The organism is Melghirimyces profundicolus, from assembly GCF_003054245.1.
GTDB lineage: Bacteria > Bacillota > Bacilli > Thermoactinomycetales > DSM-45169 > Melghirimyces > Melghirimyces profundicolus.
Genome location: NZ_QBKR01000010.1, coordinates 93,024 through 118,623 on the forward strand (window position 1 = coordinate 93,024; position 25,600 = coordinate 118,623).

The following is a 25,600-nucleotide window of genomic DNA, read 5'->3' on the forward strand; positions in this document are numbered from 1 at the left end:
TGTTGATGAGTAGAATCACTTTTTAATTAGTTACCCTTGAAAAAGTCCCGTTCGTAGATCCTGATCCACAATATACAGAAAGGAGACCCGCCTCATGAAGTCTCATATTCTGTTCTTTGATGAAGTGGATCGTTCCAGTCTTCCGCATGTCGGCGGAAAGGGGGCCAACCTGGGCGAACTGAGCAAGGCCGGTTTTCCGGTGCCGGGTGGTTTCTGTGTGACCACCTCTGCTTATCAAGAATTCATCGCAACCAGTCCCGATATGGAGGCGTTTTTTGAGTTATTGGACGCACTGGACCCCAATGATTTGGAACCATTGCGGAAGTTGGGAGAACGGATTCGTAGTCATTTGCAGCAACTCGAGATCCCGGCACCGTTAAGAAAGGAAGTGATTCATGCCTGGGAATCGGTGGGGAAAGAGTCTGCTTATGCCGTCCGTTCCAGTGCCACGGCTGAGGATCTGCCCACTGCATCGTTCGCAGGTCAGCAGGATACTTACTTGAACATCCGGGGACGGGATGAATTGCTGCGACACATCCGGAAATGTTGGGCCTCGTTGTTCACGGATCGGGCCATCTCTTACCGGGTGAAAAACGGGTTCGATCATCGTCAGGTCTACCTGTCGGTGGTGGTGCAACGGATGGTGAACCCGGAAATCGCAGGCATCATGTTTACTGCCGATCCTGTGAATGGGAATCGCAAGGTGGTTTCCATCGATGCCAGTTTCGGATTGGGGGAAGCCATCGTATCCGGCATGGTGTCGGCAGATCTGTACAAAGTGAAAGCCGGTCAAATCATTCATAAAAACATATCGGAAAAGAAAATCGCAATTTACTCACTATCTGAAGGAGGGACAGTGAAAAAAGACTTGCCTCCAGAGCAACAAACCAAACAGGTCCTGACGGACAGCCAAATTTTGCGTTTGGCTGAACTGGGAAAAAGAATCGAGAAGCATTTTGGCTCCCCGCAAGATATTGAGTTCTGTATTGAAAACGGAAAGATCTTTGTTGTGCAAAGCCGGCCGATCACTTCGCTGTATCCTCTGCCCGATCTTCCGCAAGAACCGCTCCGTGTCATGTTCTCATTCGGCCATGTACAAATGATGACCGATGCCATGAAACCGTTGGGGATTTCGGTCTTGCGAACCATTTTTCCGAAACATGTTCTTTTAGAAGCCGGGGGACGTCTTTTTGTTAATCCCACGGAAGTGCTTCGCACCAAGCTGGGAAGAAAAATGCTGCCCATTGCTTTCAAGAATTTAATTGATGAAGCGCTCAGCCGTGAAATCAGTGAAGTCATTCAGCGGCCTGAATTTCTCCAAGTTCCCCCTAAACCGGGTTTCGTGAAGTCCGCACGTCGTTTCGTTGCCCCGATCATTAAAGAGGTGTGGAAAAATCTTTTCAAGCGTGACCCGAAATCAGCAAAAGGCAAAGTTGAAAGCTTCATGCAGAACAAATGGAAAGAGGTCAGAGAAGATTTGCAGGGTGTAAGCGGGGCTGAACGCCTGGAAGCGGTTCAACATCAATTAAGCACTTTCGGAAAGGCGATGTTGCAGAACATATTTCCATACGTCATTTGTTTCCCGATCTCATTCCTCTTGTTAAAGAGAGCGCTGATTCGCTGGATCGGGGATGACCAAAAACTGCATCCGTTAAATAAATCACTCCCCGGCAATATCACCAGCGAGATGGGCCTGCAAATTGGCGATTTGGCCGATCTGGTCAGGGAACTGCCAGAAGTGAAGGAGTATCTGAAACATGCAAATGACCACACCTTCTATGAAGGACTATTCAACGTTCACGGGGGAGAGAGGTTTAAACGGGCATTTGAAGATTTTATTTCCAGATATGGACATCGATGCCCGGGTGAAATTGACCTGACAAGGCCCCGTTGGCGTGAAGCACCCACCCAATTGGTTCCGGCCATCCTGGGACATATGCGCAGTGTGAAGCCGGGAGAACATCGGCAAAAATTCATTCAAGGAGAACAGGAAGCCCGAGAAGCTGCGCAACGGATTCTGCACCAGGTTGGACCTCGCGGTTTGAAGTTCAGACGGCTCCAACGTCTCATAGACGTATACCGCCATCTGGGCGGGCTTCGGGAGCATCCCAAATATCTGTTAACGTTGATTTTGGATGAATGCAAAAAAGCCATCACGGCTGAAGTGGAAGAACTGGTGAAGAAAGGGATTTTACAACAAGCAGAAGATGTATTTTTCTTAACTCTTGACGAGCTGATTCAACTCGCAAAAGGGGAGTTTCCACACGATGTCTCTTCATTGGTTACTAAGCGAAAAGAAAAATACGAACGGCATCAATCGTTGAACCCGCCCCGGGTGATGACGAGTGAAGGGGAGATTGTAACCGGTTCCCGCAGGAAAGGGGAATTCCCCGAAGGGTCCCTTGTCGGAAGCCCCGTTTCCTCAGGCGTTGTGGAAGGAAAAGCCCGGATCATCCTGAAACCGGAAGAAGCCCACCTTAACGAAGGGGAAATCCTCGTGGCTCCTCATACCGACCCCGGTTGGACTCCTTTGTTTCAATCAGCCAAGGCATTGGTAACCGAGGTTGGCGGATTGATGACACACGGAGCCGTTGTGGCTCGGGAATACGGGATCCCGGCAGTAGTGGGAGTGAATGATGCCACCAGGAAAATCATGGACGGGCATATCATTCGTGTGGACGGAAACCGGGGATTTGTGGAGATTTTAAGCGATAAAAATGAGTAGGCATGGACCTCAGACTTACGGGTCCGATAATAGAAAGAACAAGGGATCATTGATGATCCCTTTTCAGTTTCAACGCACTGTTGCTTTCGGCAAGGGAGTTAACTCAAATAGAACCATATTCAGGAGGATGTAAACATCCCCGCCGGTTCAGCTAAAAACCCCGATGACCTCGGAGGTGAAGCTTCGGGGGCCACGCATAACAAGGGCTTTTCATGTGAAAATGCTCTAGCGACTGTTAATCAGATGTTTGGGATACACCTTTTCTCCCGTGATAATCAAAACGGTCATTCCGTTTTTTGTTCCGGCACCCCGTTGTTCTCCATGATCCCAATAAACCCCTTCGCCTTGGTGTATATTCACCTTCCGCTCACCGTTTGTGATCCAACCCTCACCATCAATCACCAATGACAGTTCAGGAGAAGCATTTTTATGCAATTCTATAAGCCCATTTTCTTTAACATAGAGAAATGCAACCGATACTTTTTCGGGTTCCTTTACAATTCTTGTTAATCGCACATTGGAACTGTTAAATTGTTCAGCCAGCTTGCTTACACTTTTGTCATATTTAAAGACTTCCATGGTTATCACCCTTTAATCAGGTATGCCCAAAATACCCTGTTGTGTATACCAAGATATTCATAAGGCAATGAATTAATATGAGGTGATCCATGTGAAGCAAAAAAGTGCTGCTGAATCCAAAACCGAATTAACGGATATCATTTTACCACCGCAAACAAACCACCATGGAACCATATTTGGTGGAGAGGTGATGTCTTATATAGACCGAGTGGCTGTCATTTGTGCATCCCGGCACGCAAACGCACCTGTTGTCACTGCTTCATTTGACAGCATGGATTTTCTTTCCCCTTTAAAAGTGGGAGAATGCATTATTTTATCAGCGATCGTCAGGTGGGTTGGTAAATCCTCAATGGAGGTTCAGGTGATTGTTGAAGGAGAAGATCTTGTTAACGGAACCCGGCATATCACAGGGGTCTGCTTCGTGACCATGGTGGCTGTAAATAAAGAAGGAAAAGCGATAGATGTTCCTCCACTAAAATTAAATACCGAAGAAGAACACTTTCAATTCGAACGGGGAAAGGAAAGAGCCTTGAGACGCAAAAGGCGCCGAAAAGGTTATCATTGATTGCTGAAGGAAGCCTCATCCGCCCCGCACCAAGGCTTTTTTAATCCAATCTGCCCACGGCACCGGCACTCTTGGATGCCAGAGCCTTGGGGCGGGATCTGGAAGCTCAAATTCAGTTTTTACCATTTTCAGGAATAATCGCCCGGGAACGGGACGGGGCGAAATCCTTAGCCCGACCTGCCAGTTAAGTTTATCTCGACCTGTTGAAAAAATCTGAACCTGCGAACGTACATACCATCCTTGCTGAACAAACTGGAGTTCCGGTCCACCGAAGCCGCCAAGCCGATGCTGGAAGCGAAATGAACGCTTCCGGAAAGCGGAAAGTTCCTGAAGACGCTCCCTTGGACTTCGTACCCAAGCGATGGGAGCCGCGTGTGAGAGGTCCGACGTGGTAACTATCACACAGCAGAGCCCCGCCCGGGCCGTATAAGCGGCCAACGAAGCGCCCGCGTTGCCGCTGGAAGCGGCAGTAGTAACTACCGAACCCCCCTTGTCGATCGCGCGGGCCACCACCAGGGGACTCATACGGTCTTTGTGCGAACCCGTGGGGTTTTGACCTTCCATTTTGACGCCCATCCATGCAAGTCCCATTTGTCGTGTGAGGCCTTCCAGCTCGACATGGGGGTACCCCCTTCTCCGAGGGACGGGAACGATTCATACGGGAGAAACGATTTATACCGTCGCATGCCGTTTCCGGTATAGCGGACGGCGGTATCTCGTGTGGAGTCGTAAATTATTTTCACAATGAAGGCATGCCCTTTTTGCCTGCATGCAGGACATCCATCCAACATGTTACCCATTACGTATCCGGTTCCGCAACGAAGGCAGGAAAGCCCTGCGACACTGGGGTTCAACAATGTCATTTCTACCAAAATGGAAGGTTTGGAATGGGGAAACGGATGAAACCACCTCTTGTGGGAATTCAGTGGCGGATGCTTGATTTTTTGCCTGAGTGGGGCGATTTCCTGCACATCAATCATTATATTAAATATATTTAGTAGATTTTATATAGACAAAATTATTATAAAAATTGTAAAATAAGAACGAAACCGGCTGCTAAATTTTGTCGGTTAAATTAGAATAAGGAGAGGAATTGGGTGACTCGCTTTCAGTCCAGTTTTCGAATTCTGTTGATCATGGTGTTGGCCTTGGCTTTCGTTGTACCGATGGTAACTCCCTCAGAAGCCCATGCCTACAACTGGAGTCGGACCCTTCAACAAGGAGACAGCGGTTCGGATGTAAAGGAATTGCAAATCCGTGTTGCCGGATGGGCGGCGAACAGTCCGTCTCAAACCTATGTTGCGGTGGATGGTCAATTCGGACCCAAAACAGAAGCCGCTGTTAAACGTTTCCAAAGCGCCTATGGCTTGACTGTCGATGGCATCGTCGGTCCCCAAACCCAAAGTGCTTTGAACAGCCTTGAAGATTCGGACGGATCGACTGCCCACTTTGCCTGGAGTGAATTCCATTCCAAAGACGGAAGTGGATTTTCTGGCGGCAAGGTAGGTTCCGCCACGGTAAAAGAAAACGTGCGTCGCCTGATGTACAAGCTGGAAGCCCTTCGAAAAAAAGCAGGCAACTCCCCTGTATATATCAATTCCGGTTTCCGCAGCATCAACCACAACTCCAATGTTGGAGGTGCTTCCAACAGTCAACACATGTACGGGATCGCAGCCGATATCGTTGTCAGCGGAAAATCCGTTTATCAAGTGCGGGATCTTGCCCGTACCTGCGGTTTCAGTGGAAATAAGCGTTACAGCAGTTTTAATCATGTAGACAGCCGGATCGAATATCCCTACGGGGCTCAGTCCTGGTGGTGGGAAGGCTAATCCCATCACCACTGGGGGGTGTATTAAACCTGGAGGGGCATTTCAGGTTACCGCTCTTCAGGATTGAGAGTGAGAGGAGAAGAACCGGGCGTTGATTGCTCTATATCAAAAAATATCCATGAACCGGAGTCTTAATGGGGAGGATCAGCAATGATCGAGAGGAAAAAACCGGAGACGTGGAGATATAACATGAGCAAAATCAACCGTGACATCCATCCGATATACCGTGAAATTGGTTGCTGCGGAAGGGTTTCCGCCGTCAAAAGAAGCCGTTGAAAATTGCATGTAGACATGCGTGGGGAAATACTACCATTGCAAGATGCAGCTTCGTACTTTGGATTCATGAAGTTCGAGTCAGCGATCTACGTACGTTTGAAAAAGAAAGGAGAGGGTCATAGCGGGGAGAGACAGAGAAACTCCGCGGAACAACACCGGCTCCCTTACGTTAAGGGAGCCGGTGATTTTGTGTCCAAAAAGTCCAAAGCAGAGTATACCCTTAACCCCAAATGTACTTTTCCTGATGGAAGATGCCGAATGGAAGGAGGATTGGGTTTTGATGTGCATCCCGGATGTTGCGAAGGACTTTCATAATGGGGTAGATCCGGTACCCATTCACGCAGTTCGCTACAATGTCCAGAATGAAGGATGGACACCCCGCAGCTATTTTGGGTAAACGCTTCCCCTTTCTCGAAACGAACATGAAATCACAACGTTTCTGAAGCCAAGACGCTTTGAAAAAAGTAAAGTATTTAACCCATCGTGCACGGGAGACCACATCTTCTTTGAGCGCCCCGAACTTCCTCCGATCGATAAAGAACCCCGCCTCTGCGAGGGGGGTCACCGGTACTGGATGTAGGTAATCTCCTTTTTCAGTTCACCCAGTCCTTCCATGGCATGAAGCACGATCACCGGGACCACATCATCCTTGCTGGTGTCGGAAAGGGCGATATTCACCAGCTTGATGTCGTGATAGAGAAAAGAGAAATCAATCTGGTGGCTGACTTCTCCTGAGTTGACCGACTCTTCCACTTTCCTCAGGTCGTTGTTCAGCTTATTCAGTTTGTCCACCAGCCTTTGCTTCATCTCCCGGTTCAGTTTATAGTTGGAGTAATGTTCCATCGTGATCTTGTATGTTTCGGAGATTTCGTTCAGGATCCGCATGCCTTTTTCTTCTTTGAACCGGTCGATATAAACCTGGGTCTGATATTCCCGGTAGTAGCCGTTGGCCACCAGGGTGACAGCGATGACGGAAAGATATATCAATCCCGTGCGCAGAACGAACTTCCACTGATCTTTCACAAGGTCCCCTCCCGGCCTTTCTCTTTTGTTCCCATGTATATGGACAGGGGGAGGGGGTTATGATTGTCCGTTACGAGCAATGAATCCCGTCTTGACAAGGGGGTACGGCAACGATTGGAGAAATGGGGGGCCACTCTGGAAGTTCAATCTTGACACATTTGAAGGAGGCGCAACATGAAAAAGGTTGTCGACACCCCCCGTGGAAAAATCGAGTATCGTATGGAAGGAAAGGGAAAGAACACCATCCTTGTGCTTCACGGCGGCCACCATCACTGTGAAGCACCTGTTCCTCACCAAGAAAAGCTGATCAATTTGGGGTTTCGGCTGCTGATTCCCTCACGTCCCGGTTACGGTCTTACACCAGTCTCTGCTGGACGGACAGCAGAGGACTTTGCTGACTCCCTTGTTTGCTTGCTGGATCAACTGAAAATCCCCCGGGTCATCGTGTTGGCCATTTCAGCTGGCGGGCGAACCGCCCTTCAGTTAGCCGGCCGCCATCCTGACCGGGTGGAAAAGCTGGTTTTGCAGTGCGCTTTGACCCATGACCGCTGGTTGAGCAACAAGATGCGCCGGATTTCCCGAGTGTTGTTTCATCCCCTTACGGAGAAGGGCGTCTGGACACTCTTTCGTTGCGTTTTAAAGCTGAATCCCGAAGGGACAATGAAATTCATGATGAAACAATTGACCACTATGCCAGTGGAAAAAGCTCTGGCGGCGATGGATTCAGAACAAAAAAGAAAAGCTGCTGACTTTCTCCGATGTAACAGGTCCGGAAGGGGGTCTTCATCACACGCCCGGGGACCTCTCCCGAATTACCGCTCCCACCCTGATCATTCACAGTCGGTTTGATAAAAGTGTCGATCTTTCTCATGCCCAATATGCCTTTGAAAGAATCCCGCGAGCCGAATGGTTTCTTTCGGATGCGGAGAGCCACTTGATATGGTTTGGTCCACACCGACATCTTATTGAGGACAAGCTTACCGGATTTCTCATGAATCAGGAGCCTTAGGAAATTTCCACCCCGATCCTCAGAGGATCGGGGTGATTTCGGCCATCGATCTTTTTCGGTATCACATCACCCGGGGCATTCCGCCGGGGGTGTGGAAGACCCGGACGGATAACGGTTCGGCCCCTTGTTACTGCCGGGCGGATCGGATGTCCCGGATAATCTCCTCGTAGTCCGGGTTCATCCCGTTGTATTGGTGCAAGACCCGGCCGTCCGGCCCGATCAGATAAAATGATGTCCCGTGAATCACCTGATCATTTTCCGGGTTGTGCCGCACCGTCATTCGGAAGGAAGACTCGGCAAATTGTTGAATTTCCTCAAAGGAGTAGCCGGTTAAAAAGTGCCAATTGGAAAATTCCGCCTCGTGTTTCTTTCCGAAGCGCTTCAAGGCTTCCGGCGTGTCCCGCTTGGGATCGATGCTGAAGGAGACGATTTCCGCCTCCACTCCGGATTCTTTCATCTTTTCCTGCAATTGGGCCATGTTGGCGGTCATCGGAGGGCAGACCGTGTTACAGTTGGTGAAGATCAGGTCGGCGATCCACACTTGACCCTCCAGATCCGATCGACCGAAGGGTTTCCCGTTCTGGTCCGTGTACGTAAAATCGTCCACTTTCCAGTTCAGTGCTTGCTTTTGCTGGGAAGACGCCGACTCCTCCGAAGCGGTTTCAGGTGTATTGGCCAAGGTGATCAGCAGGACAATGCCGATCAACAGACCGGCTCCCAGTAAACCCAGTCCCCAGAGAAGACGCTTTTGCTGCATGGTCGTTCACTCCTTCGACTCAGCCTGAACTTCCAGCGTTCGGGCCGGTTTCATCACATGGCTGCCTTTGGCGGTCACGTGATACATCACCCGGTACGTTCCCGGCTCGTTAAATGTCTTTTTCACTTGGTATATCCCGTCTCCCTTGAATTCGGCGGGAAGTTTTTCATGTTCGTTTTTGCCGGCGCCTTTCTCCCAAACTTCAAATTGCACATCATCCGCGTCGTTCACGGGCTTTCCCTCGTGGGTGATGGTCACTTTCAAGGTTGTTGGGGTCCCGGCGGTGGCCTGTTCCGGTAAATCGAATTTCACCTTGGGCGGGGTTTGAACTTCCGCCGATTCCGAAGAGGAATGGGAGTGACCCTCGTGCCCCCCGTGGCTTTCCTTCGATACGTTTCCGCAGGCGGCGGTGAGACCCGCCACGAATACAGTCAGCAGTAAAACCAGCACGCTTCGAACATTTCGGTTCATGTCTGATCCCCTCCCGATTTCGAACATCCGCAGCCACACCCTTGCTGCATCCCTAGCTGCAACGCATCCATCGCTTCGGCAAAGGGGAGGACTTGCCCCCCGAACCCTTTAACGAATTTTTCCGCGTGATCCCGGCGCTCAAAGGCTAACGCCTGGGGTTGACAACAGCGGAGATCCACTTCCGTATCCAACACGTACCAGGCCCGTGTGGCGCTGATGGTGGTGTTGGTGAAAAAATCCTGGCACATGGCTTGAACTCCTTCGATCCCCACTTGACGATGTCGCAGCAGCCCGCAGTGGGGGCAGCAAGCGGATTCAATCCGTTGGTCCGGCAAGGCCAAGCGATAGACCAACCGTGGATCCGTGGGCCGGTTGCACAAGACACAACCGTCGGACGATCCGGCGGGCTCGGATTCCGCCGCCCAGGTAATGCCCCCGTGGGTTTTCTCGATTTCTCCCTCTTTCAGCAGCGGTTTCAGATCCCGGTAGATGGTCATTTCGGATACCTTCAATTCCCGGCTGAGATCGGACACTTTCACATGCCGGCGCTCACGGACAATCGCCCGGATCCGTTCCCGCCGTTCGGTGGGCAACATCCGACTCCCCCCCTGTGTGGTCTTCGTAACAAAATACAACAAATGAAACTAACAGTAGTATACCGATATCCAGCAGGATCAATCGACCCATTCGTCGAAAATAGTGTGACAAACCGTTGTGAATTTCACATTGCGGAGTCCTTCACAGGGAATCCGGTGCGGGTTCGATCCCGGAATCCTCAGGAAGGTTGTCCGCTTCCCGCCGGTCTTTGTCCCGTTCTTTCCGGACCCAATGAAAGAAGATGTATCCGATCGCCCCGATATACACGACTTCCTGTATGATCTTCATGATGACCCCACCCAGTTGCTGGTCATCGTAGGGCGACAGAACCGGAAAGAGCTCGGAGGGTTCCCGGGCCAATTCAAACATCGGCGTGTTGGCAAAGATGATCAAGGCGCAAACCGGAGTGAGGAGCACCACGTTGGCGATGAGGTAGCCCATTTTCCGTAACTCGCTCAACCGGTTCATCTCCGGAACCGGACAGGTCACGGGCCACCACATCACCAAGGCCGATCCCAACAGAGCAAGGTGGGAAACGATGTGAAGCGCCTCAGACGCCATAATCCGATCGAAGATCCACGGAACGTGATAGAGCGATATCAGGCCGTTAAAGAGAAAGAGGGAAAAGATGGGCCGGGTGAGAAACCGCAACCCCCGTTGTACGAGTGAAAGCCGGACCAGCGGCCGCCACATCCAGGCCGGAAAGCTCAGCAGCAGGAGAGGAGGCAGGACGATGTACAGAAGTGACATTTGCAGCATGTGAATACTGAACAACTCGTGGGCGATCAGGTTCAAGGGACTGCCGAGAGCGAAGTAGTAGATGAGAAGCGAGAGAAGAAAAAATATCGGGTATCTCACGGGAGTGCTTTGGGGTCTCCGGCGCCTCCACGGATGGGTGACCCCCAAATACCCCGCGGCCAGTCCCAAAAGAAGAAGGTTTAATGGCAGATTCCAGTTGGACGGATAAAGAAACAACGAAAGCAAGTTATTCATGGAGGTCCTCCTTTTTCGCCACAAAAATAACAGATCCTCACATCATCTTTTACTTCAAATGTCGTATCCTTTGCAATGGATAACTTGTGTCAATCTAAAAACCCGGGAATGGATTCATCAATTGTTCACATCAATCCACAACGAGGGAGATCACGAGGAGGGAGTTCCGATGACGGTTTGGGAATGGACGTGGGTCGCCGCTTTGGGGTATATGGTTGGTGGAAGTCTGGTGGGATGGAGAAAGCAATGGTCCGATCAGGGGCTGAAAGTGTGGTTTGCGGTGAGCACCGGCCTGTTGTGGGCGGTCGCTTTGGGCGGGATGCTGCCTCATGGTTGGACGGAGGCGCCGTATCCTCCGGTATGGGTTTTGGCGGGTTTGCTGACGGCTTTCGTCTTTCAACAGGGGTTCGGGAGGTACCGGGAAGGGGATCAAAGAGCATCCGTTGCTGTATGGAGTGTGCTTACGGGCATGGGGATCCACGCTTTTTTTGAAGGAGTGGCCTTGGGAGCGGGGTTCCAGACGGATGTTCACTTGGGAATGGCGGTCTTGTTAGGTCTGATCCTCCACAAAGTTCCGGAAGGAATGGCGATCGCATCTCTCGCGATGAGCAATGGGGGAACCCGGAAAAAGGGGATGGGATTCGTTCTTCTCCTGGGGCTTTGTACTGTGATCGGAACGGGAACGGCGTGGGCGGCTTCTGGCTTGATCCAGATCGGAACGGGCATTCCCCTTCTGTTTTCCGCGGGGATCCTGATCTATATTACTGGAACGGAATTGTGGCCGAAGGTAAACGAACAGGAAAGTCGGCGAAGCATCGGATGGGTTCTCTCGGGCGTATTGGTGTATGGGCTGTTAGGTTGGGGGAGCCATCTTCTTGCTCCAAACGCTTCCCATGGTCATGTCACTTCGGAAGCGTCCGCTTCTCATTCCCATGCCCACCATCACCATTCCGTACCCCCGGTGGAGAAGCCGGAAGGTGAACCCGCACCCAAAGTGAAATTGGAAGTCCAACCGGATGCCGAATCCGGTTGGAACGTCCACGTTGATACGTCTCATTTCCGTTTCACTCCGGAACAGGTGAACAAGGAGGACCAATGGGGAGAAGGGCACGCCCATTTGTATGTGAACGGAAAAAAAGAAGCCCGTTTGTACGGGCCATGGTACCATTTGGAGAAACTGCCTCCGGGGACCCAAACGGTTCGAGTGGAGCTGAACAGCAATCAGCATGCGCCTTATGTATCCAACGGGAAAAGAATCGGGGACCAGGTCACCATCCGGGTTGAGGGCGAAAGAAAATAATGATGCCGATTCAAAGAGACGGAATCGCTTATATACACACTATAATGGATTGCAGTAATTACAAGACAGGAGTATCTGAATGTGAGAAGCTACATAGCAAAAAGCTGATTGGTCGTCGAAGCATGGCCGGTTCTCCTCCTACAACGAAAGAAAAGCGCGAAGGAACGGCCTTCGCGCTTTTTTAGCAACCGTTACGCGAACTGTTCTTTTTTTTGAGCGGCCAGGATCTCTTCCGCGCCGGGCAGATCATCGAACCAGGAAGCATCTTCCGGCAGGTCCAAAACCATGAACTTCCCGTAGTAATCCGGGTGGCGGGCCTGGTGGTACTTGAGATAGATTTTGTCGCCCTCCACGGCCAGGATTTCGATTTTCCCAGACGTGTGGCTCATGGCGTAACGGACCCGTTTGCCGAGGCCGGAGGTGAGGGCCTTGGCTTGCTCGATTTTTTCATAGGCTTCCCGGAAGCTGAGGACGAAACTGGCATTTCCGGCAACGGGGCGGTTTTGGAAGAAATAGTAGGGGGTCACCCCGGCCCAGGATAATTTGTCCAGGAGTTCGGCCAGGACTTCGGGGTTGTCGTTGATTCCTTTCAGCACCGGCGTCTGGTTGACCAGCACGACCCCGGCCCGTTGAAGGACGTCGATCGCCCGATAGGCTTCATCCGTCAGTTCCCGGGGGTGGTTGAAGTGGGCCATCACATGGATCCGTGCGTCGGGACGGGAGAATTCGGACAGGGTTTGAATCAGTTCTTCATCTTCATAAATCCGCATCGGATTGAAAGAAGGCAGTTTCGTGCCGAAGCGGATGATTTTCACGTGGGGGATTTCCCGCAGGCGTTCCAGGATGCCCCGGATTTTCCTGGTGGCCAGGATCAGGGAGTCGCCTCCGGTGAGGAGAACGTTGTTGATCTCCGGGGTGTTCCGGATGTATTCGACCCCCGGAGCCACATCCAGGGATGCTTCGTGGACGTCGTTCCGGAAGAGGCGCTTGCGGAAGCAGAACCGGCAGTAGGCGCCGCATACTTCCGAGACCAGCAGCAGGGCGGTGGTATCGTACTTATGTTGGCACCCCGGCGCAGCATAGTTTAAGTGTTCGTCGGAGGCGTCCCACTTTCCGTACTCATCCAGTTCGGCGTCGTTGGGGATGATCAGTTTGCGGATGGGGTCCTCGGGGTCGTCCCAATCGATCAGGGAGAGGTAGTAATCGTTCACCCTGAATACGAATTTGTCGGTGATTTCAGTCAACTTTTGCCGCTCTTCCTCAGGGAGCGTTTCGATTTTACGGATGTCCGTGATGTAACGCGGACGCGGCATCAGATCCCTCCATTCCAGGTAAAATCATATACCTCTATCTCATTCAACGGAGATGTCCGAAATTCCTTTATTTTCGGGGATTTAGATAAAAACGGGACCCCCATGGCGTCCCGTTTTTATCGTCTGTTATCCAGTCCGAGGTAGTCGAGAACATCGGAGACGGCTTGTTTTCCCTGATCGATGCAGTCGGGAAGGCCGATGCCTCCGTAAGAGGAACCGGCGGGAAAGAGGCCCGGAAGTTGTTCGCGGCAGGTATCCAACAACTGTTCCCGCCACCGGACGTGTCCCACGGTATACTGGGGCATGGCCCGCCGCCAGCGTGTGATGCGCGAAAACTCCGGAGAGGCGTCCAACCCCTGGATCCGTTTAAGGTCGGAACGAACCCGGGACAGAATGGTTGGATCCGGTTCCTCCACGATGGCGTCGTCACCGAAACGGCCCACGTAGCAACGGATCATCGCTTTACCCGGAGGGACGGTGTGGGGCCACTTTTTGTGGGTCCAGGTACAGGCCGTCAGGGTGGTGTCTTCGCGCCGCGGCACGACGAAACCGGTTCCGTCCGGGGCGGCGGGGAGCGCTTTCGCATCAAAGCCCAAGATCACGGTGGCCACCGAGGTGGCAGGGACCGGATCCGGATGCTCCGGCAGCGGGGCGGCAGGGAGGAGGGCTTTCATCCGATCAAAGGGAAGGGCCAGGATGACGCCATCGGCCTGGATGACCCGGTTGGACTCCAGAACGAGAAGATACCGGCTTCCTTCCTTAATGAGCCGGGTGAGGGGATTTCCCTTGATCACCGCTTCTTCCGGCAGTTGTTTTTCCACGGCCTCCACCAGGCTGGAGAGCCCTTTCTTCAGGGTCAGGAACTGTCCCTTGGACGGGGCTTCCTTTTTCCGGGGAGCACGGGTGCGTTTCAGCCCGAGAATCAGGCTTCGGTGTTCCTCCTCCAGTCGGGCGAACTGAGGAAAGGTGGCCAACAGGCTGAGTCGGTCGATGTCTCCGGCGTAAATCCCGGAGAGGAGGGGTTCAATCAGGTGGTCAACCACTTCGTCCCCCAACCGTCTCCGAAAGAACGTCCCGACGGAAAGGTCATCGGGGTTTTGCCGCCGGGGGAGGAACAAGTCTCGGATGGCCCGGAATTTACCGGCGGAAGAAAACAGTTTGGAGAGGGCAAAAGGTGTGATCCGTGTGGGGATGCCCATCACGGCCCCTTCCGGGATGGGAAGAAGCTCCCCCTGATGGAGAATGTAGGCCTGGCCGGCACGGTTATGGACCAGTTCCTTCTCCAACCCCAAGTCGACGGCCAGCTGTTTGGCGGAGGGTTTCCGTGCCAGGAAAGAGTCGGGTCCCTGCTCCATGATAAAGCCGCCCCTGTGTTCCGTCCGGATTTTTCCGCCCAGGCGCTTTTCACTTTCCACGAGAACCAGGTCAAGGGGGATGGAACGTTCCTTCGCTTCTTTCTGCAGGTAGAAGGCGGCGGAGAGACCGGTGATCCCGCCGCCGACAACGGCAACCCGCCACCGTTTCATTGTGACCTCCGGCTGACGTCAGCCCATTTTTCGGAAACGACATCCGCCAGGCACTCGATAAATTCCGGCCGGGCATTGGGCATGGGCGGACGGTAATAATCGGCGCCGATCTCATCGCACACCATCCGGCATTCATAGTCGTTGTCGTAAAGAACTTCCAGGTGCTCCGCGACGAAGCCCAGGGGGCAATAAATAAAGGAGGTGTACCCCTTCTCTTGGTGAAGCTCCCGGGTGAGGTCCTGGACGTCGGGACCCAGCCAGGGCTCCGGCGTGTTACCCGCGCTCTGCCACCCGATGGCGTAATCCCGGATGCCGGCCCCCTCCGCCACCAGGCGGGCGGTTTCTTCCAGTTGCCGGGGGTAGGGATCCCCCGCCTGCAGGATTTTTTCCGGCAGGGAGTGGGCGGAGAAAATGGTCACGGTCTGTCCCCGCTTTTCTTCCGGGATTCGCTGAACGGTTTCCTTCACTCGTTTGACCCAGTAGTCGATGAACTTGGGGTGTTTGTACCAGCTGTCCACGGTATGGATCCGGGGGCCGCCCTGTTTTTCGGCTTCCGCCAGTGCCCGGCCGTTGTAGGATTTGACGCTGAAGGTGGAATAGTGGGGGGCCAACACGAGGCTGACGGCTTCCGTGATGCCGTCAGCCGCCATCTTCCGGACGCCGTCTTCGATGAAGGGGTCGATGTGTTTCAGTCCCAAATAGGCCCGGAATTGCCCATCGCCGTATCGTTCGTTGAGCCGCTTTTCCAACGCGGCCACCTGTTCGTCGGTGATTCGGGCCAACGGTGAGATACCTCCGATGGCTTCATACCGCTCCTTCAGGTCCTGAAGCAATTCTTCGGGGGGTTTTCTCCCCCGACGGATGTGGGTGTAATAGGGTTCGATCTCTTCGGGGCTGCGGGGGGTACCATAGGCCATCACCAACAGCCCGATGGGTTGGTTTGTCATGGAGCGTCACCTCAATTCCGCGTGTATTCGTGAACGAAGCGGGTCAGGCGCTGCAGGGTTTCCACCCGGACCTCGGGAAACGTGCCGTGGCCCAGGTTGAAGATGTAACCCGGGGCAACCTTTCCCTGATCGAGAATTTCTTTGGCCTTCGCTTCGATCATCTCCCAGGGAGCCAGCAGGAGGGAGGGGTCGAGGTTTCCCTGAAGGGACTTGTCAATCCCCATCTCCCGGGCTTGCCGGATGGAGGTGCGCCAGTCCAAGCCGATCACGTCGACGGGAAGGCGATTCCATTCTTTCAGCAGGTGACCCGCCCCGATTCCGAAGCAGATGACGGGAACCCCGGTGGCCTCTTTCACTTCGGCGAAGATCCGGTGCATCACCGGGGCGACATAGGTCCGGTAATCGTCGGCGTTGAGTGCCCCCACCCAGGAGTCGAAGACCTGGACCGCATGGGCGCCGGCCGCCACCTGGGCCTTGAGATAGGCCACGGTCAGATCGCCCAGTTTGTCCATCAAGGCTTGCCAAGACTCCGGTTGAGCGTACATAAAGCCTTTGGTCTGATGGTAGTTTTTCGAAGGCCCGCCTTCGATGATGTAGCTGGCCAGGGTGAAGGGGGCCCCCGCAAACCCGATGAGGGGAACGTTCAGTTGTTCGGTGGTGAGCAGGCGGATGGCTTCCAACACATAGGGGACATGCTCTTCGGGCTCCAGCCGCCCGAGGCGTTCCACATCGGCCGGGGTCCGCACCGGATTGGAGATGACAGGGCCGACGCCGGGGCGGATCTCCACTTCGACCCCGACGGGTTTCAGCGGAGTCATGATGTCGGCGAACAGAATGGCGGCATCGACTCCCAGTTGTTCCACCGGGAGACGCGTCACTTCGGCGCATACTTCCGGGATCTCACTCATTTCAAAGAAGGAATACCGCTCCCGGATTTTCCGGTATTCCGGCTGATACCTTCCCGCCTGACGCATGTACCACACGGGTACATAGGGGGTCGATTCCCCGCGGCAGGCCTTCAGGAAGGTGTCGTTGAAGTGGGAACTGGCCATGACGACACACCTTTCGCTGTTTAGAAGAAGTATCAAAAAAGATTTCCTTTTATTATTACCATAACGCTTTCCCCGTCGGTCATACAGGGCTCGGAGGAAAGTGTCATGAAATCGACCCGGATCCGGCCGAAAAGAGTGATCCGGGTCGACAGAACCATTTCCCAATATACCACAAAGGGGCCCCCAAACAGAATAAAGCCGGCGTCGGGCGCCGGCAATTTCAGTATCGAACCTCAAAGGTCCGGTAGCGGTCCGTCGGTTTCTTCTCTTTCGTTTCCAAGCGTTTCACCTGTGAAGCGGGGCTGCCTTTCCGGACGGCTTCCACAAACCGTTCCATCTTGGACGCGGGGCCTTGGGCGTCGATCTCCACCGTCCCGTCGGGGCGATTCCGAACCCACCCCTTTACTCCGATGGATAAAGCCGCCTTCCTTGTGTAATGGCGGAATCCGACTCCCTGCACCCTTCCGTGGACCATGATGTGGCGTCTCTGCATCAAATCATCCTTTCCACGATTCCTTTACCCGCTCCCGGCCGGAATCATAACATGCCGTCCAGCCGGTCCAAGGCTTTGTCCCGTTCCGAATCGATCACGTGGGTATAGATCTGTGTGGTCTGAATGCTGGAGTGTCCCAGAATTTCCTGCACCACCCGCAGGTTTTCCCCGTTGGAGAGGAGAAGGGTGGCCAGGGTGTGACGCAGTTTGTGAGGGGAGATCGTAGCCGCCTTGGGCGGCAGGTTGGCTTCCTGAACATATTTTTTGAGGGCGTCGGAGACTCCCTTCCGGCTCATCCGGGTTCGGTTTTTGTTCAGGAAAAGCGCATCTTGGTGATCCGGGGGGACATTTTCCGTCGGCCTGAGCTTCATGTACTCCCGAAGTGCCTCATAGGCGGTTTGGTTCAGCTTCAGCATCCGTTCTTTGTCTCCCTTTCCCATCACCACGACGCGGGCGGTGTCGCGATCGGGCTGGATGCTGTTTTGGTTGAGCCCGACCAACTCTGACACGCGGATCCCCGTGTTCAAAAAGAGGAGCAGGATCGCCCGGTCCCGCACTTCATACCAGGTGCACTTCCGCCGTTTCTGTTTCCGATGGTATGCCTCCACAGCCTTCACGAGCCGGAGAGCTTCCTCCCGGGTGAGAAAGACGGGCACTTTCTTTCGGTTGCGCGCTTTCAGAGTGGCGTCCGCGTATTCCTCCATCGGATCTTTTTCCAGCACCCCGTTTTTGACCAGGTAGCGGAAAAGGGAGCGGAGAGAAGAGCGTTTCCGTTCCTTTCCCGCCCGGGTGTTTTCCCGGAAATGCTTCCGTTCCACCCAATCCTCGCAAACTTCTCCGGTGGCCGGGTCCGTCCGCTTCACCTTGACCCGGACCGTCCGCTCATAGCCGATTTCGATCCGGCGGAAAAAGCGGCGAAGGGTTCGGGACGTGATTTCCTCCAGGTCGATTCCCTCTTTTTCGAGAAAGTCGAAGAACAGGGAGAAATCGTAGGCATAGTTGGCGATGGTTTGTTGACTTCGTTCCGCACTGATCATCTCCAGAAAAAACTCCTGGACGTCTTCCGGAAACCGGATGATGATCCGGTTGACATTCGCCGGCAGGCGCCGGGAGAAAGGAAACCGGGACATGAAATCCCTCCGAATTTTTTGTTACGTTATACATATACCACGGATTCCCGGAAAATACCACGGGATCAGAAGGAAAATCGTCTTGATCTCAAAAAGTAAAGGACTGAACGAAAACCGTAAACATGAAATGGGGGATGGGGATGGGGCTTTAAGACACCGAAGAAGACACCGAAGAAAATCTTTAAAAAAAGGACGGTATCATCGGATCGGGGATCAAAAGGATCGAAAGAAACGGATTCATGTACACAAGCCGATGGAGACGAGTCGGGGTATATGGGGAACCCGTTGGATTTGGAAGAAGGGAGGAAACCCGAAAAAGGACGGAGCGCCAAAACTGCCCTCATGCAACTGATCAGCATTCCCGTGATGTTCGGGCTTCTCATATTGGCGGCTTCTTATTGCGAACGGTAAGTGATGAACAGGCCCTTCAGGGTCTATTTTTAAACTTCTAACTTCCGATACGGCACCATTATCGGAAGTTAGAAATCGGACGAGGGGAAATCAGCCAAATCTCATCGTGTCGAGGATATGGATCAACTCGCCGGGGTATTTTCTCGGCGGATTCTCGAAATTAAACCTTGGAACGAAAAAAATGGGAAGTAAAGAGGTTCGAGGATGACATGGCAGTTATATACCCCTGGAAGAGGACGGGTTCATTTCCGTTATCGAAGAGTTTGAGGGGACTTTCGATACAGCGAAGAAAAAGGTGATGGAATATGAATTTCTTCGTTCGAAAGGTTGGATGCGGAGGAATCCTCCATGCGTGGAAAGCCATTGGGAGATCCGGAGAAGAACAAGGAGGACTCAAAGTGAAAAAGCATAAACCGGTCATGAAAGAAGTACAGGTTGTTTCCGAGTGGATCTGCAACAAATGCGGGAAATCGGTCCAAGCCGACTCCAATGACTTCGAAACGGACTTGATCCATTCCTTCCAAACCGAATTCGGTTATGGCAGTGGCTTTGACATGGAAGAATGGTCCTGGGAGCTTTGTGAAGATTGTCTGGTGGATATCGTCCGTACCTTCCAGTTTGCCCCGGATGGATTCGGGGGGGAATATCGGACGGAATCCTCCGAAAGTCAACAACAACGGTTTGAAGAATAGAAAACCCGAAAGGAAAATTCGGAGTAACAATCAAACCGCCCCGATGGGCGGCTGTACACAGAATGGAATGGAATATCCATGCCATCATGGTGATACCTTATATGTAGGCGATGAAATCTTGTCGCTATGGCAATGACCGTGTATGCGTCGACGGAAAGGGACACAGGATGACCCGCTACCCTCGCCCAGAGCGGGTCATTTTGTTTGTCAAAAAGGAATCCACCGTACCCCAATAAGCGATTAAAAGAAAGGAAAACGGTATGAGCAAATTTAATAGGGAGAGAGGAGTGAATACGATGTCCAAGAAGCTGATCCTCCTGGAAGGTATCCCTGGATCAGGGAAATCCACTTTTACAAGATTTATCGCTGTCCAGTTGGAGAGAAACGGATATAAAACCAAATTATATCATGAAACAACAGGTGATCATCCTCTTTTTTGTTGATAACAATGACCATGATCTTGATATCGGAAGCTGGATGAATGCGTATCTGGAGAATTGGCAGCGAATGATTGATCAACTGAAAGAGACGGATGGTTCCGTCGTTTTGGAGTCGGCTCTTTTTCAATATCCAATTTTAAACTTACTACATAAGGACTTGGATAGGAGAAAGATCACAGATTTTATTGAGCAGGTTTGCAGCATTGCTCATCAAATACAACCTGTATTATTTTACTTTACCAGTAATATCCATGTTTGGCTATTCGTAAAATGATAGACAGCAGAGGAGGGGATCGGTTTTTAAAGCAAAAGTACGAGCAGTTTATGAACGAACCTTACTACAAGAATAGAGGCAACACGGGGTCCAGTTTGCATCTTGCGTTTTTATCGGAATAAGGACAATTGGCTAATCTATCCTTTCGTTTAAATAAATTCAATAAACTTTCGGTAGAGAATTCGAAAGGAGAGTGGGAGAGTTATCAGAAACAGTTACTGCAATTCCTTCATCTTTCCTTTCACAATGACCCAATGATTGATCCTGACATTCTTGAGGATTACGCAGGCATTTACAGAAATGAGATTATGAATTTAAATTTGATGGTTGAACATGTTGATGGGCAATTATTTATTTTTGGTAACCGGATTTTACAACCTAAAAATGTATATCAATTTTATCTTAGTGATATTAGTGTGGAAGTAACATTCAATCGAGATGAGAATGGGTTAGTTAACAATCTCGTCGTCGGAGAGAAAGATATCCATGTAAATATGAAAGATGAAGGAACTCAATTTATAAAGATATCATGACACAGATACGAAATGACTTGAGTCCGATTATCAAATCAGTATTCCACCGCTCCACCGTAACCGGCGTGACGGTCTCAAAGGGAACCAACATGCGGTAACTTATAAATAATTTATAATATATAGCAAAGAACCAAAGGAGGAAAGAGGATGATTTTTGTAAAAAGAGGGATCATCGTCCTCTGTTTTGCGATGTTGGGCTTGATAGGTCAATCCATCGTTGTCGCTGACGAAGGGGAGGATGCGCCAGGACGTCAGGTGAAGGTAAGGGTAATGACTTACAACATTCATGCAGGAATTGGGTCTGACGGCAAGTATGATCTTTCACGAATCGCCAAAGTCATCGAGGAATCCAATGCCGATGTGATCGGTCTTCAGGAAGTGGATGTTCACTGAGGAAGCCGGAGCCAATTCGAGAATGGAATAAAATCGCTGGCGGATAGGTTGGACATGCACTATTTTTATGCCCCCATTTACAACCTCCCTCCCAACGAAGACGGACAGCCGAACCGGCAGTTCGGCGTTGCGGTGTTAAGCAAATTTCCGATCATCCAGGCCGAAAACCGGGAGATAACAAGGTTGTCCACCCAAGAACCGAACTCTTCGCCGAAACCCGCTCCAGGGTTTGCTGAAGTACTGCTCAATGTAAGGGGGTCAAAAACGTTGTTCTATGTGACACACCTGGATTACCGTTCCGACCCCTCAGTTCGCAAAATGCAAGTTCGCGATATGATGGATATTTTCAAGGAAAATGAGAGGGAAAAAATTCTCGTCGGTGACATGAATGCGACTCCGCAGGCGCAGGAATTAAAACCGTTATTTAACTCGTTTCAAGACGCCTGGAGTACAAACGGCGAACAAAACGGGTTTACATATTCCGCACTTGATCCTGTCAAACGGATTGACTACATTTTCGCTACACCCGGTATTCAAATGCGGACCGCCGACGTCATCGAAACATTGGCATCCGATCATTTACCTGTCGTGGCGGATGTCACTCTTACCCGCGTCTCAAATAGGGGAGATCGGGATGAATAGACAGCAATGGTGTTTGTGCGTCTTGTCATCGGTGCTGGCTCTTCTGTTGTATTTCCCGATTTTTGTCTTTGCAGATGGGAACGATGCGGTAAAACCGGGGTGGAAAGAAGATAAGACGGCAAAAGGATGGATTCAGAGTCAGAGCAAAATTCGGCATATGACACTGGAAGAGAAAATCAGCCAGCTGTTTATGGTTTATGCATACGGCAAGACTCCGACCGACCCTGCTTATGAGGAAACAAATCTTCGACGAAAGCGGGGCGGAAAAACTTTGCGGAAATATAGAAAAGTACCACATGGCGGTGGATCGACATCCACGGGGGCCGCGATCGGCAGGGAGGAATCCGCCTTCATTTCGGCCCACGTCGCCCTCGGTAGCATGTATTCATCGAAATCTTTGTACTGACGACTGCCCGTCACCCACAGATCCCCTGATCGAAGGTGCTTCCTCAATTCCGCCAGGGCGCACATCTCGTAATAGTGCCGGTCGATTCCCTCCTGACGAAGCACATGCTTTTCCCAGCGCGGTTTGACAAAGACGGTCGGGGCCCCCTCCGGAACTTTCCGTTTGCCGGTGGTGTTCAATTTCTGCAATAGCTGGAGGGCTTCCAAAAGGGAAGCGCTGGGGGCTGCAGAGGCCTGGAAGACGTAACTTTCCAACAACCTCGGCACTTGCGTAGCATGATACCGGCTTCCAGCAGGTCCAGATAATCAAAGTCCGCCGGGCGGGCGGGTTGCTCCGCCTCTTCCACGGTGGAGACAAACTTCTCCTAGGTGATAATGGACTGCAGGAGTTCATAGGGGTCTTGCTCAGACTCCCGGGGCGGAGATGAGTGCTTTGCTAAGGCAAGGGCGTCCACGGCGACGTGGGGTCTGAAATTGCCCAACGTTTCACATCCCCCTAGGTACAATTAAGAGATTTATAGGAACTACTAGTATTTTTGAATAATTTCTGCTATTTTTATATTACGGGTCATGAATTATCGGAAAGAGGAAAAATTATACCTTAGTCTACGTGGCTCAGTGGTGGAGAGTTCCCATCGACATGTCCGACATGTCGCCGTTGAGGACAAGGAGGGCACCTCCTCCTACCCCTCAGTGATGAAGCGTTTCAGGGGGTGCCCACAGTGACGATGGAGGCGGCGGGCCGGTTCAGGCTGAGCCCGGAGGAATCTGCGCATCCAACATCATCAAAGAACGTCACCGGGAACGGGCGGGCTGTACCGAGGCAGAACTGCGGTGCGGAACCTGAGCCACGAGACCGAGACAGTCACCATCGGGAGGGGCGGGAGCCGACCTCTCTACAGCAACTGCTCGGAAAACATACAGGTATGGTGACCACCGCTACATGGGGGAGAAGGACCCATTGGACTACCACTTGCCGGACCACCCGGTACAGAACGTACCATGAATGCCGTATCGGGTAGGTTGAAAAATGAGCGGGAGGACGTACAATGAAAAAAGCATGGGTGATGGTTGCGGTGACCGCGTTGTTGGTGGCGGGCTTGTTGGCAGGGTGCAATCAGACACCCTCCAGTGCGGATCCAGAAGGGGCGGTCCTGAAGGTGAACGCATCGACGGAGCCGCCGTCCCTAGATCCGCCGGAAGGGTTCGATTCCGTCTCCTACGATATTCTGAACAATATCATGGAAGGCCTCGTCCGCCTGGACAAACACCACCAGCCCCAGCCGGCCATGGCGGAGAAGTGGGAGATCAGCGCCGATAAGAAAACGTATATCTTCCATCTAAGAGACAGCAAGTGGTCCAATGGGGAAGCGGTGACCGCCGAAGACTTCGAGTACGCCTGGAAGCGGATGGTGGACCCGAAAAATGCGTTTCCGTCGTCGTTTCTTGCCTTTTACATCGAAGGGGCGGAAGAGTACAACGCCGGCAAGGGCCAAAAAGGGGACATAAAGGTGGAGGCCGTCGACGAGAAAACGCTGAGGGTGAGGTTGAAGGAGCCCACCGGCTTTTTCCTGAAACTGATCGCGACGCCTGCTTTTTTCCCAGTCCACAAGAAGACCGTGGAAAAAGACCCGAAGCGGTGGGAATCGGATGCCTCCACCATCCTCTCTAACGGCCCTTTCAAGCTGACCGAATGGAAGCACGACAGCGAATTGAAGGCGGTGAAACACGGTGGCTACTGGGACCAGGAGAGTGTGAAGTTGGGCGGTATCCACTGGTCGATGGTTAACGACGAGAATACTGAGTACCAGATGTTCCAATCCGGTGAACTGGACGCCGTGGAAAACGTGCCTACGGAACTGAAACAAGAGTTGATCCAGTCCGGCAAGGCCAAGACGGATCCGGTGGCGTCGATCTATTACTATCGGATGCACACGGAGATGGAGCCCTTCCATAACAAAAAGATACGCAAAGCCTTCAGCCTGGCGATCAACCGGCAGGAGATCATCGACCATGTGGTGCAAGGCGGGCAGAAACCGGCCATGGCCCACGTTCCTTACGGAATGAAACAGCCGGACGGCAAGGAATTCCGCGAGGATGGAGGTAGTTTCTTCAAAGACCACGATGTCAAAAAAGCGAAACAGCTCCTGAAAGAGGGAATGAAAGAGGAAGGGTACGAAAAGCTTCCGCCGATCACCATGACCTACAACACCGACGACACCCATAAAGTGGTGGCGGAGGCTTTGCAGGAGATGCTTCGAAAGAACTTGGACGTTAAAGTGAAGCTGCAGAACAAAGAGTGGAAGGTGTTCCTCGCCGAACAGCGGGCTGGTAAACTGCAATTTTCCCGCTCGACTATCCCGGCTGACTACGCCGACCCCTTGAACTACCTCGAGCTCTTCCAGACCGGCCATCCCGGAAACCGGGTCGCCTACAGTAACAAAGAATACGACCACCTGGTGGCCAAAATCCGCAATACCGAGGACGAGAAAGAGCGGTTCAAGCTGATGCACGAAGCGGAAGCGATGTTCATGGACGACATGCCGATCCTGCCCATATTCTTCGGGACCCGGGTGTACATGCAAAATCCCGACGTGACGGGGATCGTCCGTCACCCGGTGGGAAATATCGAATTCAAGTGGGTGCGCAAGAAGGGGGACTAGTACGCCCATGCTTCATCCCATCCGTTGGAGAATAAGCCCAACAATAAGAGGTTGGCTCCAAAAAGGGGTCAACCTCTATTGCTGTACCAATTTCTACACTCGCTCTAACTTATAGGGATAGGGTCCAACGATGGTAAATATAAAATTGATTGTATGGTAATTATTAGGGCGTGAATTTTCCGTTTTAAGCCTTGTTTTTCTGTCCCGAAGGGGATTGGTACCCGCACCCAATTGCGTGCATAGCCTGGGTGGATGGGAAAAATCAAGATGCAAGCTCAAGGAGGTGAATCTAACATGCAACAACAAATCCGCGAACGCAACCGAAACCAGCTGCTGATCGCAATCCCGCTCAAGCCCTGGAACGAATGAAGTATGAAATCGCTTCAGAGGTTTGGCGTCCAGTTGGTACGGATACCACCTCCCGTGCCAACGGACCCGTGGGGGCGAAATCACCAAGCGCCTGGTGTCTAGAAGCGTTGTGAAAAAGTCCGTTGTCAAGCCAGGTTTTCTGTCCGATCTGTAGAATTCATTACAAAAGGATTGAACGGAACGGAGGAGATCT

The 25,600-nt window shown here is 52.1% G+C and carries 24 protein-coding genes and 2 pseudogenes; 13 read left to right on the forward strand and 13 right to left on the reverse strand.

The genetic code is table 11. From position 1 onward, the window contains the following. The first annotated feature begins 94 nt into the window (after positions 1-94). Positions 95-2,725: a phosphoenolpyruvate synthase gene (locus C8P63_RS08785; protein ID WP_108023274.1), complete on the forward strand. Its 2,631-nt coding sequence runs from the start codon at positions 95-97 to the stop codon at positions 2,723-2,725. Positions 2,726-2,950: 225 nt separating this feature from the next. Here C8P63_RS08785 and C8P63_RS08790 read toward each other — a convergent pair whose 3' ends face one another. Continuing rightward, positions 2,951-3,304, reverse strand: a complete 354-nt coding sequence (locus tag C8P63_RS08790; protein ID WP_108023276.1) for a hypothetical protein — start codon at positions 3,302-3,304, stop codon at positions 2,951-2,953. Between the two features lie 91 nt (positions 3,305-3,395). Between C8P63_RS08790 and C8P63_RS08795 the strand changes: the two genes are divergently transcribed. Beyond that, positions 3,396-3,869 carry an acyl-CoA thioesterase gene (locus C8P63_RS08795; protein ID WP_108023278.1) on the forward strand — a complete coding sequence of 158 codons (474 nt, stop codon included), beginning with the start codon at positions 3,396-3,398 and terminating at the stop codon, positions 3,867-3,869. A gap of 15 nt (positions 3,870-3,884) precedes the next feature. Here the strand turns inward: C8P63_RS08795 and C8P63_RS20020 are convergent, their stop codons facing one another. Further along, positions 3,885-4,460: a pyridoxal-phosphate dependent enzyme gene (locus tag C8P63_RS20020; protein WP_108023280.1), complete on the reverse strand. Its 576-nt coding sequence runs from the start codon at positions 4,458-4,460 to the stop codon at positions 3,885-3,887. Positions 4,461-4,966: 506 nt separating this feature from the next. Here C8P63_RS20020 and C8P63_RS19755 point away from each other — a divergent pair. Beyond that, positions 4,967-5,698, forward strand: coding sequence for a D-Ala-D-Ala carboxypeptidase family metallohydrolase (locus C8P63_RS19755; protein ID WP_281258697.1), 732 nt, complete (start codon positions 4,967-4,969; stop codon positions 5,696-5,698). An 837-nt stretch (positions 5,699-6,535) separates the two neighbouring features. Here the strand turns inward: C8P63_RS19755 and C8P63_RS08815 are convergent. Beyond that, on the reverse strand, positions 6,536-6,997 hold the full coding sequence (locus C8P63_RS08815) for a hypothetical protein (RefSeq protein ID WP_108023284.1): 462 nt from the start codon (positions 6,995-6,997) through the stop codon (positions 6,536-6,538). A 174-nt stretch (positions 6,998-7,171) separates the two neighbouring features. On the opposite strand from C8P63_RS08815, the gene C8P63_RS08820 reads away from it, so the two are divergent. After that, the gene (locus tag C8P63_RS08820) at positions 7,172-7,846 is read left to right on the forward strand and encodes an alpha/beta fold hydrolase (protein ID WP_108023286.1); all 675 of its coding nucleotides are present in this window, start codon (positions 7,172-7,174) and stop codon (positions 7,844-7,846) included. A gap of 287 nt (positions 7,847-8,133) precedes the next feature. Here the strand turns inward: C8P63_RS08820 and C8P63_RS08825 are convergent, their stop codons facing one another. The 4 genes from C8P63_RS08825 to C8P63_RS08840 form a co-directional block, all read right to left on the reverse strand. Then, positions 8,134-8,763, reverse strand: coding sequence for an SCO family protein (locus C8P63_RS08825; protein WP_108023288.1), 630 nt, complete (start codon positions 8,761-8,763; stop codon positions 8,134-8,136). A 6-nt stretch (positions 8,764-8,769) separates the two neighbouring features. Then, positions 8,770-9,234, reverse strand: a complete 465-nt coding sequence (locus C8P63_RS08830) for a FixH family protein (RefSeq protein ID WP_108023290.1) — start codon at positions 9,232-9,234, stop codon at positions 8,770-8,772. Beyond that, positions 9,231-9,830 (reverse strand): DeoR family transcriptional regulator, encoded by a 600-nt coding sequence (locus C8P63_RS08835; protein ID WP_211308264.1) that lies wholly within the window; start codon positions 9,828-9,830, stop codon positions 9,231-9,233. Before C8P63_RS08835 ends, C8P63_RS08830 begins: the two co-directional genes overlap by 4 nt. A gap of 142 nt (positions 9,831-9,972) precedes the next feature. Further along, the gene (locus C8P63_RS08840; protein ID WP_108023292.1) at positions 9,973-10,824 is read right to left on the reverse strand and encodes a cytochrome c oxidase assembly protein; all 852 of its coding nucleotides are present in this window, start codon (positions 10,822-10,824) and stop codon (positions 9,973-9,975) included. 169 nt (positions 10,825-10,993) lie between these two features. Between C8P63_RS08840 and C8P63_RS08845 the strand changes: the two genes are divergently transcribed. Continuing rightward, complete coding sequence (locus C8P63_RS08845; protein ID WP_170109577.1) at positions 10,994-12,124, forward strand: ZIP family metal transporter; 1,131 nt, start codon at positions 10,994-10,996, stop codon at positions 12,122-12,124. Between the two features lie 191 nt (positions 12,125-12,315). Here the strand turns inward: C8P63_RS08845 and C8P63_RS08850 are convergent, their stop codons facing one another. The 6 genes from C8P63_RS08850 to C8P63_RS08875 form a co-directional block, all read right to left on the reverse strand. Then, positions 12,316-13,437 (reverse strand): KamA family radical SAM protein, encoded by a 1,122-nt coding sequence (locus C8P63_RS08850; protein ID WP_108023296.1) that lies wholly within the window; start codon positions 13,435-13,437, stop codon positions 12,316-12,318. A 116-nt stretch (positions 13,438-13,553) separates the two neighbouring features. Continuing rightward, positions 13,554-14,963, reverse strand: a complete 1,410-nt coding sequence (gene hemY, locus C8P63_RS08855) for a protoporphyrinogen oxidase (RefSeq protein ID WP_108023298.1) — start codon at positions 14,961-14,963, stop codon at positions 13,554-13,556. Beyond that, entirely contained in the window at positions 14,960-15,910 is a 951-nt protein-coding gene (gene hemH / locus C8P63_RS08860; protein WP_108023300.1) for a ferrochelatase, read from the reverse strand. The genes hemY and hemH overlap by 4 nt, the downstream gene beginning before the upstream one ends. A gap of 11 nt (positions 15,911-15,921) precedes the next feature. Then, a complete protein-coding gene (hemE, locus tag C8P63_RS08865) occupies positions 15,922-16,962 on the reverse strand; it encodes a uroporphyrinogen decarboxylase (protein ID WP_108023302.1) in 1,041 nt (346 codons plus the stop codon). 220 nt (positions 16,963-17,182) lie between these two features. Then, the gene (locus tag C8P63_RS08870) at positions 17,183-17,455 is read right to left on the reverse strand and encodes an acylphosphatase (protein ID WP_211308265.1); all 273 of its coding nucleotides are present in this window, start codon (positions 17,453-17,455) and stop codon (positions 17,183-17,185) included. A 44-nt stretch (positions 17,456-17,499) separates the two neighbouring features. After that, a complete protein-coding gene (locus C8P63_RS08875; RefSeq protein WP_108023306.1) occupies positions 17,500-18,585 on the reverse strand; it encodes a tyrosine-type recombinase/integrase in 1,086 nt (361 codons plus the stop codon). Between the two features lie 273 nt (positions 18,586-18,858). Between C8P63_RS08875 and C8P63_RS19075 the strand changes: the two genes are divergently transcribed. The 8 genes and pseudogenes from C8P63_RS19075 to C8P63_RS08920 all read left to right on the forward strand — a co-directional run bounded on the left by C8P63_RS19075 (position 18,859) and on the right by C8P63_RS08920 (position 25,561). Continuing rightward, entirely contained in the window at positions 18,859-18,996 is a 138-nt protein-coding gene (locus tag C8P63_RS19075; protein ID WP_170109578.1) for a hypothetical protein, read from the forward strand. A gap of 398 nt (positions 18,997-19,394) precedes the next feature. Beyond that, positions 19,395-19,688: a hypothetical protein gene (locus C8P63_RS08885; RefSeq protein WP_146172146.1), complete on the forward strand. Its 294-nt coding sequence runs from the start codon at positions 19,395-19,397 to the stop codon at positions 19,686-19,688. A 296-nt stretch (positions 19,689-19,984) separates the two neighbouring features. Beyond that, positions 19,985-20,131 carry a hypothetical protein gene (locus C8P63_RS08890; protein ID WP_108023312.1) on the forward strand — a complete coding sequence of 49 codons (147 nt, stop codon included), beginning with the start codon at positions 19,985-19,987 and terminating at the stop codon, positions 20,129-20,131. Positions 20,132-20,530: 399 nt separating this feature from the next. Beyond that, complete coding sequence (locus C8P63_RS08900; protein WP_108023316.1) at positions 20,531-20,935, forward strand: hypothetical protein; 405 nt, start codon at positions 20,531-20,533, stop codon at positions 20,933-20,935. A 270-nt stretch (positions 20,936-21,205) separates the two neighbouring features. Then, a pseudogene (locus tag C8P63_RS08905) lies at positions 21,206-21,970 on the forward strand (endonuclease/exonuclease/phosphatase family protein). Then, positions 21,963-22,376, forward strand: a complete 414-nt coding sequence (locus tag C8P63_RS18770) for a hypothetical protein (protein ID WP_146172147.1) — start codon at positions 21,963-21,965, stop codon at positions 22,374-22,376. Before C8P63_RS08905 ends, C8P63_RS18770 begins: the two are co-directional and overlap by 8 nt. A 1,048-nt stretch (positions 22,377-23,424) precedes the next feature. Continuing rightward, a complete protein-coding gene (locus tag C8P63_RS08915; RefSeq protein WP_108023320.1) occupies positions 23,425-25,038 on the forward strand; it encodes a peptide ABC transporter substrate-binding protein in 1,614 nt (537 codons plus the stop codon). Between the two features lie 294 nt (positions 25,039-25,332). After that, positions 25,333-25,561, forward strand: a pseudogene (locus C8P63_RS08920) (alpha/beta-type small acid-soluble spore protein). Positions 25,562-25,600 lie beyond the last annotated feature (39 nt).

Coding starts and splice junctions, on each gene's coding strand:
- C8P63_RS08785 (WP_108023274.1), top strand. CDS start 95: ATGAAGTCTCATATTCTGTTCTTTGATGAAGTGGATCGTTCCAGTCTT.
- C8P63_RS08790 (WP_108023276.1), bottom strand. CDS start 3,304: ATGGAAGTCTTTAAATATGACAAAAGTGTAAGCAAGCTGGCTGAACAA.
- C8P63_RS20020 (WP_108023280.1), bottom strand. CDS start 4,460: ATGGGACTTGCATGGATGGGCGTCAAAATGGAAGGTCAAAACCCCACG.
- C8P63_RS08820 (WP_108023286.1), top strand. CDS start 7,172: ATGAAAAAGGTTGTCGACACCCCCCGTGGAAAAATCGAGTATCGTATG.
- C8P63_RS08825 (WP_108023288.1), bottom strand. CDS start 8,763: ATGCAGCAAAAGCGTCTTCTCTGGGGACTGGGTTTACTGGGAGCCGGT.
- C8P63_RS08830 (WP_108023290.1), bottom strand. CDS start 9,234: ATGAACCGAAATGTTCGAAGCGTGCTGGTTTTACTGCTGACTGTATTC.
- C8P63_RS08835 (WP_211308264.1), bottom strand. CDS start 9,830: ATGTTGCCCACCGAACGGCGGGAACGGATCCGGGCGATTGTCCGTGAG.
- C8P63_RS08840 (WP_108023292.1), bottom strand. CDS start 10,824: ATGAATAACTTGCTTTCGTTGTTTCTTTATCCGTCCAACTGGAATCTG.
- C8P63_RS08845 (WP_170109577.1), top strand. CDS start 10,994: ATGACGGTTTGGGAATGGACGTGGGTCGCCGCTTTGGGGTATATGGTT.
- C8P63_RS08850 (WP_108023296.1), bottom strand. CDS start 13,437: ATGCCGCGTCCGCGTTACATCACGGACATCCGTAAAATCGAAACGCTC.
- hemY (WP_108023298.1), bottom strand. CDS start 14,963: ATGAAACGGTGGCGGGTTGCCGTTGTCGGCGGCGGGATCACCGGTCTC.
- hemH (WP_108023300.1), bottom strand. CDS start 15,910: ATGACAAACCAACCCATCGGGCTGTTGGTGATGGCCTATGGTACCCCC.
- hemE (WP_108023302.1), bottom strand. CDS start 16,962: ATGGCCAGTTCCCACTTCAACGACACCTTCCTGAAGGCCTGCCGCGGG.
- C8P63_RS08870 (WP_211308265.1), bottom strand. CDS start 17,455: ATGCAGAGACGCCACATCATGGTCCACGGAAGGGTGCAGGGAGTCGGA.
- C8P63_RS08875 (WP_108023306.1), bottom strand. CDS start 18,585: ATGTCCCGGTTTCCTTTCTCCCGGCGCCTGCCGGCGAATGTCAACCGG.
- C8P63_RS19075 (WP_170109578.1), top strand. CDS start 18,859: ATGGGGAACCCGTTGGATTTGGAAGAAGGGAGGAAACCCGAAAAAGGA.
- C8P63_RS08890 (WP_108023312.1), top strand. CDS start 19,985: ATGTCCAAGAAGCTGATCCTCCTGGAAGGTATCCCTGGATCAGGGAAA.
- C8P63_RS18770 (WP_146172147.1), top strand. CDS start 21,963: ATGAATAGACAGCAATGGTGTTTGTGCGTCTTGTCATCGGTGCTGGCT.
- C8P63_RS08915 (WP_108023320.1), top strand. CDS start 23,425: ATGAAAAAAGCATGGGTGATGGTTGCGGTGACCGCGTTGTTGGTGGCG.